We start from the raw sequence: 16999 nt of genomic DNA on the forward strand, positions 1-16999 counted from the left end.
GCAAAACACGGCCAGTCCGCCGCAGGTTCGATCGACATCATCCTGTTTGGAGACAGATCCATGAAAAAAACCCTGATCGTCACCGCGTTGTCGGGTGTATTCGTTACCGCAGCCCATGCTCAAAGCAGCGTTACGCTGTACGGCCTGATCGATGCAGGCATCACCTACACGAACAATCAGGGCGGGCATAGCTCATGGTCGGAACGCAGCGGCCAGATCAACGGCAGCCGCTGGGGCCTGCGCGGCACGGAAGATCTCGGCGGTGGACTGAAAGCCATCTTCGTGTTGGAGAACGGCTTCAACATCGCCAACGGCACGCTGGGTCAAAATGGCCGCGAATTCGGTCGCCAGGCGTTCGTCGGCCTGTCACAAGACCAGTTTGGCTCCGTCACCCTCGGTCGCCAATACGATAGCGTCGTCGATTACATCGGGCCGCTGTCGCTGACCGGCACGCAATTCGGCGGCACCCAATTTGCCCACCCGTTCGACAACGACAACCTGAACAATTCGTTCCGGATCAATAACTCGGTCAAATATACGAGCGTCAATTTCGGCGGCCTGAAGTTCGGCGCGTTGTACGGCTTCTCGAACAGCAACCAGTTCTCGAACAACCGTGCATACAGCGCGGGGGTGTCGTACACCTACGCCGGCTTCAACATCGGCGCCGGCTACCTGCAGTTGAACAATGACATCTCGGGGCTCACGGCAGCTGCGGTCACCAACAGCGCCGGCGCGGTGGCAGGCGACAACACGTTCGTCGGCAAGCGTCAGCGCGTGTTCGGCGGCGGCCTGAACTACACGTTCGGCCCCGCAACGGCCGGCTTCGTATTTACGCAATCGCGTGTGAACCGGGCGCTCGGCATCTCCGCGGGTGCCTCGGGCGTGTCGAGCGGCCTGGGTCTCGACGGCACGTTCGCCCGCTTCAACAACTACGAAGTGAACGCGCGCTACGCGCTCACGCCGGCCTTGTCGCTGGCCGGGTCGTACACGTACACCGCCGGCTTCCTGGACGGCCGTCATCCGGGCTGGAATCAGTTCAACCTGCAGACCGACTATGCGCTGTCCAAGCGGACCGACGTGTATGTGCAAGGCGTGTATCAGCGAGTCAGCACGGACGGCCTGGGCATCGGCGCCTATGTCAATGGCCTCGGTGGCGCTTCGTCGACCAACAAGCAGATCGCGGTGACCGCCGGCCTGCGCCATCGCTTCTGAGCAACGCCAACGCAACGTACACGCGAATAAAAAAGCGCCCCATCGGGGCGCTTTTTCTTGGCTGCGTCGGACCGATACGCTCAGGCGTCGCCCCGCGCCGGATACCGGACGTCGAGTATGTCGATCGGCTGCGGGCCGGCCGGCGTCATCAGCGTGACGGTATCGCCGATCTTCGCCTTGATCAGCGCACGCGCGACGGGCGAAATCCAGCTGACGCAGCCGCGATCGAGGTCGACCTCGTCGATCCCGACGATCGTCACCGTGTGATCCTCGCCGTCCGGCGTCTCGTAATCGACCGTCGCGCCGAAGAACACCTGGTCGACATTCTCCTGCCGGCTCGCGTCGACGACTTCGGCGAGGTCGAGTCGCTTCGTCAGGAAGCGGATGCGGCGATCGATCTCCCGAAGCCGCCGCTTGCCGTAGATGTAGTCGCCGTTCTCCGACCGGTCGCCGTTCGATGCGGCCCACGACACGAGCCGCACGACCTCGGGGCGCTCGACGTCGATCAGGTTCAGCAGCTCGTCCCGCAGCCGCTTGTGGCCCGCCGGCGTGATGTAGTTTTTCGCACCCGCCGGAATCGCGGGTTGAGCCTGGTCGAGATCGTCGTCGTCACCGTCCGACTCTTTGACAAACGCCTTGTTCATGATGCAGATTCAACGTGGATGACTGATCCCCCAAGGGTACACGAAGGGCGACCGACCAAGGTCATGGCACCTAATTCGCGAATAAGGCTTCCCTTTTTATACGACTCTGCTATACTTCCGCTTCTGCGTGCGGCTGTAGCTCAGTTGGATAGAGTACTTGGCTACGAACCAAGGGGTCGTGGGTTCGAATCCTGCCAGCCGCGCCACTTTTTCGAGGGCCTTCCGAACCGAAGGCCCTTTCAGTTCGAAGCAGTAGAAGTTTGTTGTTGCGTGCGGCTGTAGCTCAGTTGGATAGAGTACTTGGCTACGAACCAAGGGGTCGTGGGTTCGAATCCTGCCAGCCGCGCCACTTTTTTGGGGGCCTTCCCATCGCAGAAGGTTCCGACAGTTGAAGCAGTACCGTTTTGCGTGCGGCTGTAGCTCAGTTGGATAGAGTACTTGGCTACGAACCAAGGGGTCGTGGGTTCGAATCCTGCCAGCCGCGCCACCTTAAAAGGGCTTTCCTTCGGGAAAGCCCTTTTTCTTTTTGCGCCCGCCCTTCTCACTCGCACCATCGCCCGGATGCCTTCGGCAACGCGCCGGCGACGTCGCGCACCCTTTCGTCGGCGTCAATGAAAACGGCGGCCATTGGCCGCCGTCCGTCGAGCATCGAATCCACCCGCCAGGGCACGTGAGCGTCAGTAGTCCTGCCGCTCGCGCTCGATACGCATGCCGCCGTCATGGCGCGCATGCGCACCGTCGTCGGTCGAGCGCTCGCGCATGATCCGCATCACGTCGGGATTGGTTCTCACGCGCCGCATCACGTTCGCGAGATGCACGCGGTCGCTGACCTGGATCACGAAGCGCAGCACCGTCGATTCGTGCGTCAGATCCTCGTCCATCGCGATATGGACGATGTTTGCGTCGGCCGACGTGATGTCCGCCGCGACGCGCGCGAAGATGCCCTTCGTGTTCTTCACCAGCGCCTTCACCGCGACATCGAACAGGCGGCCTGGCTGCGGCGCCCATTCGACGTCGATCCAGCGGCCCGGATCGCGGCGATGGATGCGCTGCGCGACACGGCAGTCCGTCGTATGAATCGCCATACCCAGACCGATGCCGATGTAGCCCATGATCGCGTCGCCCGGGATCGGCCGGCAGCAGGCGGACAACTGCACGGACATCCCTTCGGTGCCGGTAATCACGACCGGCGGCGCATGATGCGCGGGATGTCGCTCGGACTTCGGCAGATCGTCGTCCGCGTCGCGGCCGCTCATCAGCACCTCGATGCGCTTGGCCATCACCGCGGCGACGCGACGGCCGAGGCCGATGTCCGCGAAGATTTCCTGACGGCTCTTGTTGCCCGTCCACTGCACGAGCTTCTCCCACACTTCCGGCTCGACATCGGCCAGCGCGAGACCATAGCCCTTCAGGCTCTGGTCAACGAGCCGCTCGCCCAACTGCACGGACTCGTTCAGGCGCATTGTCTTCAGGTAGTGGCGGATCGCCGAGCGCGCCTTGCCGGTGCGCACGAAGCCGAGCCATGCAGGGTTCGGCTTCGAATACGGCGCGGTGATCACCTCGACGATGTCGCCGCTCTTCAATTCGGTGCGCAGCGGCAGCAGTTCGTTGTTGATCTTCACGGCCACGCACTGGTTGCCGAGATCGCTGTGGATCGAATACGCGAAATCGAGCGCCGTCGCGCCGCGCGGCAGCGCCATGATCTTCGACTTCGGCGTGAACACGTAGACCGCGTCGGGGAACAGGTCGATCTTCACGTGCTCGAGGAATTCGCTCGAATCGCCCGCTTCGCTCTGGATGTCGAGCAGCGACTTCAGCCACTGATGCGCGCGCTTCTGCACGTCGCTGAGATCCGCGCTGCCGTTCTTGTACAGCCAGTGCGCGGCGACCCCCGCCTCGGCGATCTCGTGCATCTTGCGCGTACGCACCTGGAACTCGATCGGCGCGCCGAACGGGCCGACGAGCGTCGTGTGCAACGACTGATAACCGTTGATCTTCGGGATCGCGATGTAATCCTTGAACTTGCCGGGCACCGGCTTGTACAGCGCGTGCAGCGCGCCGATGCACGTGTAGCAGTCGAGCGGGCTGTCGACGACGACACGGAAGCCGTACACGTCGAGCACCTGCGAGAACGACAGCTGCTTGTCGCGCATCTTGCGATAGACGCTGTAGATGGTTTTCTCGCGGCCGGTGATCTCGGCGTCGATCTTCGCGTCGGCCATCGCGCGCTGCGCGGCCTCGAGGATCTTGCTGATCACTTCGCGGCGATTGCCGCGCGCGGCCTTCACCGCCTTCTCGAGCGTCGCGTAGCGATGCGGGTTGAAGTTCGCGAAGCTCATGTCCTGCAACTCGCGATACGTGTTGTTCAACCCGAGCCGGTGCGCGATCGGCGCGTAGATGTCGAGCGTTTCCCGCGCGACGCGGCGGCGTTTTTCCATCGGCACCGCGCCGAGCGTGCGCATGTTGTGCAGGCGATCGGCGAGCTTGACGAGAATGACGCGCACGTCGCGCGCCATCGCGAGCAGCATCTTGCGGAAGTTTTCCGCCTGCGCTTCCTCGCGACTGCGGAATTCCATCTTGTCGAGCTTCGACAGGCCGTCGACCAGCTCGGCGACCTTCGGGCCGAACCGCTCGGCCAGCTCGTTCTTGGTCACGCCCTGGTCTTCCATCACGTCGTGCAGCAACGCGGCCATCACGGCCTGCGCGTCGAGCTTCCAGCCGGCGCAGATTTCCGCGACGGCGACGGGATGGGTGATGTAGGGCTCGCCGCTCTGGCGATATTGACCGAGGTGGGCTTCGTCGCTGAAGTGGAACGCCGCCTTGACCTCTTTGATTTCGTCCGGAGCGAGATACTCGGCAAGCGCGGCGGTCAGTTTCGCGATCGAAACGACGCCGTGCTTGCGCGGCTGCTCCGGTGTGGCGGTCGGCCCGAACAGATGCCGGAAGGACTGTTCGAGGACCGCGTCGATGTACTGGCGCGCAGGCGACTGGGCCGTGGCTTCGGTGGTCGAATCCGCGGAGGCGGACGATGGGGTGGTGCTCATATTCGCCTCCAGGTCGAGTCGTTGCGCGCGTGGACTACATGGCTGGAACGGGCCGGATGCGCGTTACACCGGCACCTTCTTCAGCATCTCGACGCCGACCTGGCCGGCGGCGATTTCGCGCAGCGCGACGACGGTCGGCTTGTCGCGGCTTTCGATTTTCGGCGTATGGCCTTGCGCGAGCTGCCGCGCGCGATAGGTGGCGGCGAGCGCCAGTTCGAAGCGGTTCGGGATTTGCTTCAGGCAGTCTTCGACGGTAATGCGAGCCATGTTGGTAATTCCTTCTGAATATAGTCCTTATTCTACCTTATGTCCCTCGTGCCCCGCGTCATTCCGCGTGGGGCAGATGGACGCCGAGGTCGATGAACAGCTCCGTGTGTCGCGCGTACTGCGAAGCAAAACGCAGGCGCGTCGCCGCGACGATGCATTCGAGTTCCGCGAGCGCACGCTCGAAATTCTCGTTGATCACCACGTATTCCGCTTCCGACGCGTGCGCGATCTCGCTGCCGGCGGCCAGCAGGCGCCGCGTGATCACGTTCGGTTCGTCCTGGCCGCGCTTCTTCAGGCGCTCTTCGAGCGCATCGAGCGACGGCGGCAGGATGAAGATGCCGACCGCGTTGCGGAACTGTTTCTTCACCTGCAACGCACCCTGCCAGTCGATTTCGAGCAGCACGTCGTGGCCGTTCCTCATCTGCTCTTCGATCCAGACGCGCGACGTGCCGTAGTAGTTGCCGTGCACTTCCGCGCTCTCGAGAAATTCGTGCGCCGCGTGACGCGCGCGGAAATCCTCGACGGTCGTGAAGTGGTAGTGCTGGCCGTCCTGCTCGCCCGGGCGCGGCTTGCGCGTCGTGTACGAGATCGACAGGCAGATGTCGCTGTCCTTCGACAGCAGCGCATTCACGAGCGTCGACTTGCCGGCGCCCGACGGCGCGACGACCATGAACAGGTTACCGGGATAGACGCCGCCATGCAGCGAATGCGACGCGTGGCCGTCGCGGGTGGAATCGGTCATGTTGCTTTTACTCCAGGTTTTGCACTTGCTCGCGCATCTGCTCGATCAGCAGCTTCAGCGCCATCGACGCGTCGGCGAGTTCCTTCGCCGCCGCCTTCGAGCCGAGCGTGTTCGCTTCGCGATTCAGTTCCTGCATCATGAAGTCGAGACGCTTGCCGACGCGGCCGCCCTTCTCGATCACGTGACGCGTTTCATTCAGGTGCGCGGTGAGCCGCGACAGCTCTTCCGCGATGTCGATCCGGATTCCGTACATCGTCACTTCCTGACGGATGCGCTCCGCGGCTTCCTCGCGCGTGACGACCGTCGAGCCGCCTTCGGGCGCCGCGAGACCGAGCGCTTCCTGCAGCCGCTCGACGATCTTCTGCTGATGCTTCGCGATCAGCTCCGGCACGAGCGGCGTGATGCGCGCGACGATCGCCTCCATCTCGGTGACGTTCGACAGTAGCATCGTCGCCAGTTGCGCGCCTTCGCGCGAACGCACGACGACGAGCTCGCCGATCGCTTCCTTGCCGCAGGCGAGCACCGCGTCGCGGATCGCCTCGGCCGACACGCCGCTCTCGGCGAGCACGCCGGGCCAGCGCAGGACTTCACCCGCGCGCAGGCGGCCGACGCCCGGGAACGAATCGAGCACCGCGCGTTCCAGCTCGGCAAGCTGGCCGAGCGCCGACTGGTTCAGCGCGCCCGCGCCGATGCTCTGCTCGCCGCGCTGCAGGTTGATCCGCACGTCGACCTTGCCGCGCGACAGCTTGTTCATCAGCATTTCGCGCAGCGCGGGTTCGCACGCACGCACGTCGTCCGGCATCCGGAAATTGAGATCGAGGAAGCGCGAGTTCACGGTGCGCAGTTCGACCGACACGCTGGTGCCGCCGTTGCCGGCGGCCGTCGCGAGTTCGCGCGTCGCGCTCGCGTAGCCCGTCATGCTGTAGATCATGGTTCGTCTCGCCGTCTGGTGCCCTCGCGGGCGGGGAATACATCGAGGCGCCCGGCGCATCGGAAGGCGCGGGGCGGGAAGCGCGCATTATCCCATTTTTGCGGACCACCCCGCCGGGCACGCCCGCCGTTCGGCGCTAAAATCGGGGTTTCCTCTCCTTCCGCGATTTCCCCATGACGTCTTCCGTTTCCCGCCCGAGCGGCCGCCGCGCCGACGAACTGCGCAAGGTCGCCCTCACGCGCCACTACACGAAACACGCCGAAGGCTCCGTGCTGGTCGAATTCGGCGACACCAAGGTGCTCTGCACCGCGAGCGTCGCCGAGCGCGTGCCCGAATTCCTGCGCGAGCGCGGGCAAGGCTGGCTGACCGCCGAATACGGGATGCTGCCGCGCGCGACTCACACGCGCAGCGACCGTGAGGCCGCACGCGGCAAGCAGACGGGCCGCACGCAGGAAATTCAGCGCCTGATCGGCCGTGCGCTGCGCGCGGTGTTCGATCTCGAGGCGCTCGGCCCGCGCACGATCCACATCGACTGCGACGTAATCCAGGCCGACGGCGGCACGCGCACGGCCAGCATCACCGGCGCATTCGTCGCCGCGCACGACGCCGTGTCGACGCTGATCGCGGCCGGCAAGCTCGCGCGCTCGCCGATCACCGACCACGTCGCCGCGATCTCGGTCGGCGTGTACGAAGGCGCGCCCGTGCTCGACCTCGATTACGCGGAAGATTCGCGCTGCGACACCGACATGAACGTCGTGATGACGGGCGCGGGCGGCTTCGTCGAAGTCCAGGGCACCGCCGAAGGCGTGCCGTTCTCGCGCGCCGAGATGAACGCGCTGCTCGACCTCGCGCAGGGCGGGATCGCCGAGCTGGTGCAGTTGCAGAAGGATGTCCTGGGTGCGAGCCATGCCTGACGACCGTACCGTCGCGCCGCTGTCGCGCATCGTTCTCGCGTCGAACAACCCGGGCAAGCTGCGCGAATTCACCGCGCTGTTCTCGACGGTCGGCATCGAGATCGTCCCGCAGGGCGAGCTCGCGGTGCCCGAGGCGGAAGAGCCGTTCGGCACGTTCATCGAGAACGCGCTGACCAAGGCACGCCACGCGTCGCGGCTCACCGGGCTGCCGGCGATCGCCGACGATTCCGGCCTGTGCGTTCGCGTGCTGCGCGGCGCGCCGGGCGTCTATTCGGCACGCTACGCGCAGCGCGCGGGCCGCGACAAGGGCGACGCGGCGAACAACGCGTATCTCGTCGAGCAACTGCGCGGCGTCGACGACCGGCGTGCGTACTACTGCTGCGTGCTCGCGCTCGTCCGCCATGCGGACGATCCGGAGCCGCTGTTCGCCGAAGGGCGCTGGGCCGGCGAAATCGTCGATACGCCACGCGGCGAACACGGTTTCGGCTACGACCCGTATTTCTACCTGCCGTCGCTCGGCGCGACGGCGGCCGAACTCGAGCCGGCCGTGAAGAACACGCACAGCCATCGCGCGCTGGCGCTGAAGGCGTTGCTCGCGCGGCTCGCGGAGGAAGCATGAGTTTGCTCGATACCCATTCGCTGCGGGAGGTCGCATGAGCCAGGCCGCGGACACCGGCGCGCGCGTGGTCGCGACCTTCACGTCGCCCGGCCAGGTGCGTCTCACGTCGCTGCCGCCGCTCGCGCTGTACGTGCATTTCCCGTGGTGCGTGCGCAAGTGCCCGTACTGCGATTTCAACTCGCACGAATGGAAAGGCGAACGGTTCCCGGAAGCCGACTATCTCGACGCGTTGCGCGCCGACCTCGAGCAGGCGCTGCCGCTCGTGTGGGGCCGGCAGGTGCATACCGTGTTCATCGGCGGCGGCACGCCGAGCCTGCTGTCGGCGGCCGGCCTCGACCGGATGCTCTCCGACGTGCGCGCGCTGCTGCCGCTCGATGCCGATGCCGAGATCACGCTCGAGGCGAATCCGGGCACGTTCGAAGCCGCGAAGTTCGCGCAGTTCCGCGCAAGCGGCGTGAACCGCCTGTCGGTCGGCATCCAGAGCTTCAGCGAAGTGCACCTCAAGGCGCTCGGCCGGATTCACGACACCGCGCAGGCGCGCGCGGCCGTCGAGATCGCCGCGAAGAACTTCGACAACTTCAACCTCGACCTGATGTTCGCATTGCCGAACCAGACGCTGGACGAATGCCGCACCGACATCGAGACTGCGCTGTCGTTCGCGCCGCCGCACCTGTCGCTGTATCACCTGACGCTCGAGCCGAATACGCTGTTCGCGAAGTTCCCGCCCGTCGTTCCCGACGACGACGCGTCGGCCGACATGCAGGAATGGATCCATGCGCGCACGGCCGAAGCCGGCTACGGGCGCTATGAAGTGTCCGCATACGCGAAGCCGAATCATCAGTGCAAGCACAACCTGAATTACTGGCGCTTCGGCGACTATCTCGGGATCGGCGCGGGCGCCCATACGAAGCTGTCGTTCCCGAACCGGATCCTGCGGCAGGCGCGCTACAAGCATCCGGCGACCTTCATCGAGCAGGCGAAGGCCGGCACGGCCGTGCAGGAAGAGCGTGAAGTCGGCGCGCGCGACCTGCCGTTCGAATTCATGCTGAACACGCTGCGGCTCGTCGAGGGCTTCCCCGTGCACAGCTTCGCGGAACGCACGGGCCTGCCGATGAGCACGATCGAGCCAGCGCTGAAGGAAGCGGAACGGCGCGGGCTGATCACGCGCGATTTCACGCAAATCGCGCCGACGCCGCTCGGCCAGCGTTTCCTCAACGACCTGCAGGAATTGTTCCTGCGCGACGACTGAACGAATGAACGACGCGGCATTTCGGTTACAATGCCGCCTCGTGTGGAAGCGTGGCCGAGCGGTTTAAGGCACTGGTCTTGAAAACCAGCGACGGGAAACTGTCCGTGAGTTCGAATCTCACCGCTTCCGCCAGGAAGTTCGCCGAACCCCGTCCATTCGCAGAATGACGGGGTTTTTGTTTGTCCGCACGCGTGTGCCCCGCACGTTCCGACGCGTCGCGCCGGATGCCGTTACAATCCCGCGCTCCGATTCGCGAAACGGGAAATCCACGTCATGAAGCCCTTCCTCGTCTCGTCGCTCGTCGCCGTGCTGGCCGCCGTCAGCATGCATGCAGCGGCCGACACCGCCTCCGGCAGCGACGCGCAGGCGTCGTGCGCGATCGCGTACGTGACCGGCGTCGGCGGTTCGCCGCGCGGCCTCAGCGAATATCTCGCGAGCCCGTCGCCATACAACTACCTGAAGGACAACGAGCTTCAGTGCAAGGTGGGCGACGACGGACGCACGTCGAACTGCACCGGCGTGACCTACCTGCGCAACGAACAGGTCAGCGTGTACGACGATTCCGATCCGGCGACGCTGACCGTCGTCGCGCGCGTGGAACTCGACCATGGCCAGAAGTATCCGGTGATCGTCGTCGTGCAGCGCAAGGACGCGCGCTGCAAGTAACGAAGTCGCGGTGCGGCACGCGCCGTCGGTCGAGACGGAACGTGCGTTCACGCCGCGCCTTGCGCGGCACCTGCCCGGTGGGCACGGGCGGCGGCACTCGGTCATGCAAACCGGACCAGCACGTCAGGCAGCGCACCGGCGCCCGACGCGAAAAATACGATGATCCGCATTTCCGTCGCTCGCTCGTGGAATCGGCGCCGAATCGACACGGTACGCACGCCCGGATACCTGCTGCCGGACGCCTCCCGGCCCGCCCCGCCATCGCCTAGAATTCGTTCAACACGGCGACACGAACGCCGCCGCGTGTTCGATGTATTCGATGCCGCACGCGCCACCCCTGCGCGCGGCACACGGAGATCGCCATGACCGACCTGTCGACCGCGACGGACCACGTCGATTACGAAGGCTTCGAGATCCATGTCGTGCCGGCCACGCTGCCAGGCAGCGACACGCGCTATACCTACACCGGCTATGTATGCCACCCGGGCGTGAATCCGGCGCTGCCCGGCCATGCGGTGCCGTTTCACGCGGACGGCGAGGAAAGCTTCGCGAGCCTCGACGAGGCAACCCACGAAGCCATCCACATCGGCAAGAGCATCATCGACGGCACGCACCCCGACCTGTCGGTACTGTCGCTCGTCACGCACGGCTTCTGAACCGGCCGACGCACGTCGCCGGCGATTGCCCGGGAGGTGCGGTCGAGGTTGCCGCCTCGGCGGACCGCTGCGCCAGCCGGACGGTCGATCGCAGCGTGCCGTGGCTTTCAACCTTGCAACACGCGCGTCCGCCGCGACCGCTGTCACATGTCGCGTCACATCGCGACGCACGTTGGACGTTGCTCGACGCGGCGCCCGGCCGTCATCATCAGCGATCCCGGCGGCCGATCCAGCGCGCTATGCGTTTCTCCCCATATCGTCTCGCGCCCGGGCGCCTATCATTTTTTTATCGTCCCTCCCGGCCATCACCTCATGCGCCCCCTTCTCCGTCCGCGCGTCGCCCGGCTGCGTGTTGCCGCGCTGGCCGCCGTCGCCCTGCTCGCCGCGTGCACGATCACGCCGCCTTCGTCGCTACGCTCGGTGCTGACGATTCCGTCGGTCATACGCAGCGGCAATCTCGACCAGTATCGCGTCGAGGTCGCGCATCGTGTCGCCGAACGCAATCCGTCCGGCATGCTGCACGGCACACCGCAGGCCATGCTCCGCTCGCTCGTCGTCGTCGCCTTCACCGTCGATGGCAGTGGCCGCGTCGTCAACGCATCCGTCTATCGCAGCAACGGCGACAGCGAAGCGGAAGCGCTCGCGCTCGCGTCGCTGCGCCGCTCGGCTCCGCTGCCGGCGCCGCCGTCGCGGCTGCTCGACGGCAACGGCCGGCTCGAACTGATGGAAGGCTGGCTCTTCAACGACGACGGCCACTTCCAGCTGCAAAGCACCGCCTCCGCGCAGGCGCAATCGATCGATTGATGCGCCGCCGCGGCCCGATTGCCGGTGAGCGGCGGCGCTGGCTATAATTTTCCGCACTCGCGCGGCCATCACGCCGCGCGTGCGTTCGCACGCCCCACCCGGCAAGCGAGCCGACCACGCCGGCACCGGGCGGCGGCGACCTACCCGTCTCCATCGTCGACCGGCGGGTGACGTCCGCGCCACGGCGCGCGTCCACGCCGCCACCGCGTCATCCGCATCACTCATTTGCCCGGCTGCTCCCGGCAGGCCGTCGCCTGCCCGAGTGCACGCTCGGCCGAGCACCCCAACGACAAAACGGAGACATCCATGTCCGCATCCCCCCCGGCCGTTGCACACGCAACCGGTTCGGCCGGCGCCGTCAGCCACCGGCGCATCGTGTTCGCGAGCTTCATCGGCACCGCGATCGAGTTCTACGATTTCTACGTGTACGCGACGGCCGCCGCGCTCGTCATCGGCCCCGTATTCTTCCCGCACGGCTCCGCGACCGCGCAAGCGCTGTCGGCGTTCGTCACGTTCGGCATCGCCTTCATCGCGCGCCCGATCGGCTCGTTCCTGTTCGGGCACTTCGGCGATCGCATCGGCCGCAAGTCGACGCTCGTCGCCTCGCTGCTCGTGATGGGCGTATCCACCACCGCGATCGGCTTCGTGCCCGGCTACGACACGATCGGTGCGCTCGCGCCGGTGCTGCTGTGCGTGCTGCGCTTCGGGCAGGGGATCGGCCTCGGCGGCGAATGGGGCGGCGCGGCGCTGCTCGCGACCGAGCATGCGCCGCAGGGCAAGCGCGGCTGGTTCGGGATGTTCCCGCAACTGGGGCCGTCGGTCGGCTTCCTGATGTCGAACGGCCTGTTCTTCGCGCTCGCGCTGTCGCTGTCCGACGAGCAGTTCCGCAGCTGGGGCTGGCGCATCCCGTTTCTCGTCAGCGCGGTGCTCGTCGCGCTCGGCCTGTACGTGCGGCTCAAGATCACCGAAACGCCCGCGTTCCAGGCGGCCCTCGACCGCAACGAGCGCGTACGCGTGCCGGTCGCGACGCTCGTCACGCAGCACTGGCGGCCGACGCTGCTCGGCGCGCTCGCGATGGTCGTCTGCTACACGCTGTTCTACATCTCGACGGTGTTCTCGCTGTCGTACGGCGTGTCGGCGCTGCATATTCCGCGCCAGAGCTTCCTCGGCCTGCTGTGTTTCGCGGTCGTCTTCATGGGGCTCGCGACGCCGCTGTCCGCATGGGCGTCGGACCGCTTCGGGCGCAAGCCGGTGCTGGTCGTCGGTGCGATCGCCGCGCTGTTGTCGGGGTTCGCGATGGAGCCGCTGCTCGGCAGCGGCTCGATGCCGCTCGTCGCGCTGTTCCTGACGATCGAGCTGTTCCTGATGGGGGTGACGTTCGCCCCGATGGGCGCGCTGCTGCCGGAATTGTTCCCGACCAACGTCCGCTATACGGGCGCGGGCGTCGCGTACAACCTCGGTGGGATTCTTGGTGCGTCGATCGCACCGTATATCGCGCAATTGCTGGCCGCGCGCGGCGGGCTGTCGTGGGTCGGCGGCTATGTGTCGGTGGCGGCGGCGATCAGCCTGATCGGCGTCCTGCTGATGCGCGAAACGCGCGACGCGTCGCTCGTCTGACCCTCCGGGGCGGCCCGGGTTGCAGGGCGGCGGGCGATGCCTATACTCGATCCTGGGCGCGCCGTCGCGCGCCCGGGGGACCCGCCCCGACAAGGAGCCGCCGCGATGAATATCCGCCTCGCCAATGCCGACCTCGTCCTGATCCTCGCGCTCGCACTGGGCGGCGCGCTACTGCTCGCGCTGCGGTTCCGGCCGAAAACTTGGCGCGGTCTCGTGTTCGAGGCGCTGCTGGCGAATCTGGCGGCCATCGCCGCCGTCGTCACGGTCGAGGCGTTGCTCGCGTGATCGCGACCGCGGCGCCGCGTCAGGCGGACAACCGCGCGCGCAACGTGCCATAGGCGGGGCAGACCGCATCGATCGCGCCCAGCGCCTCGTCGACGGTCGGCATCGCGCCCGGCTCGCCGATCGACAGTGCATTCGGCGCGCCGCCGATGCCGCAATGGTGGCGCGACGTCGCGACGAAAATCATCACGGTCGGCCGCTGCAGTGCGTGCGCCATGTGCACGAATCCGGTATCGACGCCCACCACGAGCGCGGCCCGGCCAAGCGCCGCACCGAGCTCACGCACCGTCATCGCCGGTAACACGATCGCCCCCGGCACACGCGCGGCGATATCCCGCGCGTCATCATGCTCGGCCGCCGATCCCCACGGCAGCAGCACGCGCACGCCGCGCGCCATCATCTCCGTGGCAAGCGCGGCCCAGTGCTCGGCCGGCCATTTCTTGTCAGGATTGGACGTCGCGTGGAACAGCAGCATGAACGGCCCGGCATCCGTCACGGCAGCCGGTAGGCTTGCATCCTGCGGGGCCACGATGCCATACGTGGCAGCCCCTTCGGGCACGTAGCCGAGCGCTTCGCCGGCACTCACGCGCATCCCGTGCCATGCGTCGCAGTCCGGCCGCGGACCGAAGCGGTGCGAATACGCGAAACGCGCGCCCGTTTCGCCGAGATCCTGCGTCTGGTAGCCGAAACGGCGCGCGGCACGCGCGAGCGACGCAATGATCGCGCTCTTGTAGACACCGTGCAGATCGATGACCGCGTCGTACCGGTGCGCGCGCAACGCGCCGATCGAGGCCGAGATCGCCTTCAGGTCGCCGGCATTGCGCAGTTTCTTGAAGCGGCGCAGCGGCGCGCCCAGGACGGCGCTCACACCCGGATGCCAGCGTACGACCTCCGCGCACGATTCGTCCACGGCCCAGTCGACCGTCACGCCGGGGAACGCGCGATGCAGGTCGGCGACGACGGGCAGCGTCTGGACGACGTCGCCGAGCGACGTCACTTTCACGATAAGGATGCGTTTCACGATTTGCGGGATTCTTGACTGGCCACCTTGGCATGCTAACGAGGTTGCTGTGCGCAGAAATTACGCCAACATTACATTTGCAACAAATTGCATCTCTTTGTGGATTTTTGTCGCTCACCAAGAACGTTTGACGCCCCCGCTGGCATCCCGTTCTTTTTATAATTCACTCTTTGCCCTCCGGCCCGAGCCAATGCCGCGCCCTGCCCTTCCCGCGCTGTTTCCCGCCCTCACCCGCCGCTCGCTGCGAATCTGGCGCCAATTCGGAGTTTTCTGGCTCGGTGCGATCGTCGTCGGCCTCGCAGCCGTCCTGTACGCCCGGTTGATCGACTGGGGTTACGAGACTTTCCGCGCGATGCGCGATCACGCCGTCTGGCTGCCGCTGCTGCTGACCCCGGCGATCGCCGCGTTGTCGGCATGGATGACACGTCGCTTTTTCCGCGGCGCCGAGGGCAGCGGCATCCCGCAGGTGATCGCGACGCTGCATGCCAGCCCGAGCGCATTCGGCGCCCGGCTGCTGACGCTGCGCATCCTGTTCGGCAAGGTGCTGATCTCGTTCCTCGGCATCCTCGGCGGCTTCACGATCGGCCGCGAAGGGCCGACCGTGCAGGTCGGTGCGGCGCTGATGTTCAACCTGCGACGCTTCTACCCGCGCTCGAACGCGCAGATCGAACGCCAGCTCGTGCTGGCCGGCGCGGCGGCCGGGCTGTCGGCCGCATTCAACACGCCGCTCGCGGGCATCGTGTTCGCGATCGAGGAACTGACCCGCAGCTTCTCCGCGCGTGCCAGCGGCGTGCTGATCACCGCGATCATCCTCGCCGGCGTTGTCGCGCTCGGGCTGAACGGCAACTACACGTATTTCGGCACGATCAACGCCGGGCTCCATTTCCCGAAGTTGCTGGCGGTCGCGGTGCTGGTCACCGCGATCGTGACGGGCATCGCGGGCGGCCTGTTCTGCTGGTTGTTGCTGAATACGGGGCGCTGGCTGCCCGCGCAACTGCTGGGCCTGTATCGCGAGCGGCCGGTCGCGTTCGCCGCGCTGTGCGGCTTCACGATCGCGGTCGTCGGGCTCGTGTCCGGCGGCACGACGTTCGGCAGCGGCTATGCGGAGGCGCGCGGCCTGCTCGACGGCAGTCAGCAGTTGTCGGTGTTCTATCCGCTCCTGAAGATGGTGTCGATGGTCGCGTCGTACCTGCCGGGCATCCCGGGCGGGATCTTCGCGCCGTCGCTGTCGATCGGCGCCGGCTTCGGCAACGTGCTGCATGCCGTGTTCAGCAACATGAGCCTGCCGATGCTGATCGCGCTCGCGATGGTCGGCTATCTGGCCGCCGTCACGCAGGCGCCGATCACGTCGTTCGTGATCGTGATGGAGATGATCAACGGTCATGCGCTGGTGATTTCGCTGATGGCGACCGCACTGGTATCGAGCCGGGTATCGCGCTTTTTCGCGCCGCCGCTCTACGAAACGCTCGCGCAGCGCTATCTCGCGCCGCCCGTCGCGGCCGCGGCAACCGCAGCGGCCGCGGCGGACAACATGACCGGCGTGACCGAACCCCAGGATGCAACCGCGGCCCCCGCCGATCCGCTCGACACGCTGCGCGACGAAAGCGGTAACGAGCCGGCCGCTGCGGCGGCGGCCGACAGCGCCGCGGACACGGCGACGCCGCACGATGCCGGGCCGGCCGCGACCGACGCAAACGGCCCGGCGCAACAGCACGGCCCGCGCGACGCTCAGTAGATCACGACGGGCGCCGGCCGGTAGTAGACCGGCCGCGCCGGCACGACGATGCATCCGGCCAGCGTGATCGCGACGAGCGCGATGGCGATTGCGGTTCTTTTCATCGCGCGTCTGCCTCAAGCCCAGTGGCCGCGCGTCCAGAACCAGTTCGGACCGCGCTGGTCCCAATGCCCCGGCACCCATTGCATGCCGACGCGCTCGGTTTCCCAGTGGCCGCCGATCCATACGTAGCGGCCATGGTCCCAGTGCCAGTGCCCGCGCTCCCATACGTAGCCCACGCGCGTGGCCGGCACGACTTCATAGCGTACCGGCGGCGGCGCATTCGGCGCGACGACGACGATTTCCTCGGTGCGCACGGCGACCGGCTCCGCGATGACCATGCGCCCCTGCGGCGCGATCACGGGCGTGCCGACGAGAATCTCGTCCGCATGCGCGGCAAACGGTGCGACGACGGCCGACAGGCCCGCGGCCAACAGCGCGAGCGAAACGATGCGACGTGAAACGGTAGAGACAGCCATCACAACCTCCTGGTTGAACAAGTGACGCGAGCGTATTCGTTCAATGCGGGAGGGTCGGTTGCGGCCGACAGGCGCCGT

The 16999-nt window shown here is 66.4% G+C and carries 17 protein-coding genes and 4 tRNA genes; 14 read left to right on the forward strand and 7 right to left on the reverse strand.

What is annotated here, in order from left to right; all coding sequences use genetic code 11:
• The first annotated feature begins 60 nt into the window (after window positions 1-60).
• Window positions 61-1212 (forward strand): porin, encoded by a 1152-nt coding sequence (locus tag BLS50_RS03725; RefSeq protein ID WP_027808996.1) that lies wholly within the window; start codon window positions 61-63, stop codon window positions 1210-1212.
• Window positions 1213-1292: 80 nt separating this feature from the next.
• Here BLS50_RS03725 and greB read toward each other — a convergent pair whose 3' ends face one another.
• Window positions 1293-1856 carry a transcription elongation factor GreB gene (greB, locus tag BLS50_RS03730; protein ID WP_006476618.1) on the reverse strand — a complete coding sequence of 188 codons (564 nt, stop codon included), beginning with the start codon at window positions 1854-1856 and terminating at the stop codon, window positions 1293-1295.
• Window positions 1857-1985: 129 nt separating this feature from the next.
• Here greB and BLS50_RS03735 point away from each other — a divergent pair.
• From BLS50_RS03735 to BLS50_RS03745, 3 genes are all read left to right on the forward strand, one after another.
• Window positions 1986-2062: transfer RNA gene (locus BLS50_RS03735), tRNA-Arg, on the forward strand.
• Window positions 2063-2128: 66 nt separating this feature from the next.
• Window positions 2129-2205, forward strand: a tRNA-Arg gene (locus BLS50_RS03740).
• 61 nt (window positions 2206-2266) lie between these two features.
• Window positions 2267-2343 (forward strand) — tRNA-Arg (locus tag BLS50_RS03745).
• 190 nt (window positions 2344-2533) lie between these two features.
• Here BLS50_RS03745 and BLS50_RS03750 read toward each other — a convergent pair.
• The 4 genes from BLS50_RS03750 to BLS50_RS03765 form a co-directional block, all read right to left on the reverse strand.
• Window positions 2534-4900 (reverse strand): RelA/SpoT family protein, encoded by a 2367-nt coding sequence (locus BLS50_RS03750; RefSeq protein WP_006476619.1) that lies wholly within the window; start codon window positions 4898-4900, stop codon window positions 2534-2536.
• A 63-nt stretch (window positions 4901-4963) separates the two neighbouring features.
• Window positions 4964-5167, reverse strand: a complete 204-nt coding sequence (gene rpoZ / locus BLS50_RS03755; RefSeq protein WP_006025620.1) for a DNA-directed RNA polymerase subunit omega — start codon at window positions 5165-5167, stop codon at window positions 4964-4966.
• 58 nt (window positions 5168-5225) lie between these two features.
• Entirely contained in the window at window positions 5226-5909 is a 684-nt protein-coding gene (gene gmk, locus BLS50_RS03760; RefSeq protein ID WP_011544849.1) for a guanylate kinase, read from the reverse strand.
• A 7-nt stretch (window positions 5910-5916) separates the two neighbouring features.
• Window positions 5917-6840, reverse strand: a complete 924-nt coding sequence (locus BLS50_RS03765; RefSeq protein WP_012328100.1) for a YicC/YloC family endoribonuclease — start codon at window positions 6838-6840, stop codon at window positions 5917-5919.
• A gap of 173 nt (window positions 6841-7013) precedes the next feature.
• Here BLS50_RS03765 and rph point away from each other — a divergent pair, with 173 nt between their 5' ends.
• The 9 genes from rph (at window position 7014) to BLS50_RS03810 (ending at window position 13650) form a co-directional block, all read left to right on the forward strand.
• Window positions 7014-7754: a ribonuclease PH gene (gene rph / locus BLS50_RS03770; RefSeq protein ID WP_006476623.1), complete on the forward strand. Its 741-nt coding sequence runs from the start codon at window positions 7014-7016 to the stop codon at window positions 7752-7754.
• Window positions 7747-8373: an RdgB/HAM1 family non-canonical purine NTP pyrophosphatase gene (rdgB, locus tag BLS50_RS03775; RefSeq protein ID WP_012328099.1), complete on the forward strand. Its 627-nt coding sequence runs from the start codon at window positions 7747-7749 to the stop codon at window positions 8371-8373. Before rph ends, rdgB begins: the two co-directional genes overlap by 8 nt.
• 34 nt (window positions 8374-8407) lie before the next feature.
• Window positions 8408-9622 (forward strand): radical SAM family heme chaperone HemW, encoded by a 1215-nt coding sequence (gene hemW / locus BLS50_RS03780; protein WP_074800854.1) that lies wholly within the window; start codon window positions 8408-8410, stop codon window positions 9620-9622.
• Between the two features lie 44 nt (window positions 9623-9666).
• Window positions 9667-9754 (forward strand) — tRNA-Ser (locus tag BLS50_RS03785).
• A 141-nt stretch (window positions 9755-9895) separates the two neighbouring features.
• Window positions 9896-10288 carry a hypothetical protein gene (locus tag BLS50_RS03790; protein WP_027812472.1) on the forward strand — a complete coding sequence of 131 codons (393 nt, stop codon included), beginning with the start codon at window positions 9896-9898 and terminating at the stop codon, window positions 10286-10288.
• 362 nt (window positions 10289-10650) lie between these two features.
• Window positions 10651-10944, forward strand: coding sequence for a hypothetical protein (locus tag BLS50_RS03795; RefSeq protein WP_006476627.1), 294 nt, complete (start codon window positions 10651-10653; stop codon window positions 10942-10944).
• 312 nt (window positions 10945-11256) lie between these two features.
• Window positions 11257-11748, forward strand: coding sequence for an energy transducer TonB family protein (locus BLS50_RS03800; RefSeq protein WP_023475197.1), 492 nt, complete (start codon window positions 11257-11259; stop codon window positions 11746-11748).
• Window positions 11749-12054: 306 nt separating this feature from the next.
• Entirely contained in the window at window positions 12055-13365 is a 1311-nt protein-coding gene (locus tag BLS50_RS03805; RefSeq protein ID WP_023475198.1) for an MFS transporter, read from the forward strand.
• Window positions 13366-13470: 105 nt separating this feature from the next.
• Complete coding sequence (locus tag BLS50_RS03810; RefSeq protein WP_006486620.1) at window positions 13471-13650, forward strand: hypothetical protein; 180 nt, start codon at window positions 13471-13473, stop codon at window positions 13648-13650.
• Window positions 13651-13669: 19 nt separating this feature from the next.
• Here BLS50_RS03810 and waaC read toward each other — a convergent pair whose 3' ends face one another.
• A complete protein-coding gene (gene waaC / locus BLS50_RS03815) occupies window positions 13670-14668 on the reverse strand; it encodes a lipopolysaccharide heptosyltransferase I (RefSeq protein WP_074800857.1) in 999 nt (332 codons plus the stop codon).
• Between the two features lie 190 nt (window positions 14669-14858).
• On the opposite strand from waaC, the gene BLS50_RS03820 reads away from it, so the two are divergent.
• Window positions 14859-16403 carry a chloride channel protein gene (locus tag BLS50_RS03820; RefSeq protein WP_074800860.1) on the forward strand — a complete coding sequence of 515 codons (1545 nt, stop codon included), beginning with the start codon at window positions 14859-14861 and terminating at the stop codon, window positions 16401-16403.
• A gap of 116 nt (window positions 16404-16519) precedes the next feature.
• On the opposite strand, the gene BLS50_RS03825 is transcribed toward BLS50_RS03820, so the two are convergent.
• On the reverse strand, window positions 16520-16921 hold the full coding sequence (locus BLS50_RS03825; RefSeq protein WP_074800867.1) for a YXWGXW repeat-containing protein: 402 nt from the start codon (window positions 16919-16921) through the stop codon (window positions 16520-16522).
• Window positions 16922-16999: the final 78 nt, after the last annotated feature.

The sequence above is a fragment of the Burkholderia orbicola genome, from assembly GCF_900100915.1.
GTDB lineage: Bacteria > Pseudomonadota > Gammaproteobacteria > Burkholderiales > Burkholderiaceae > Burkholderia > Burkholderia orbicola.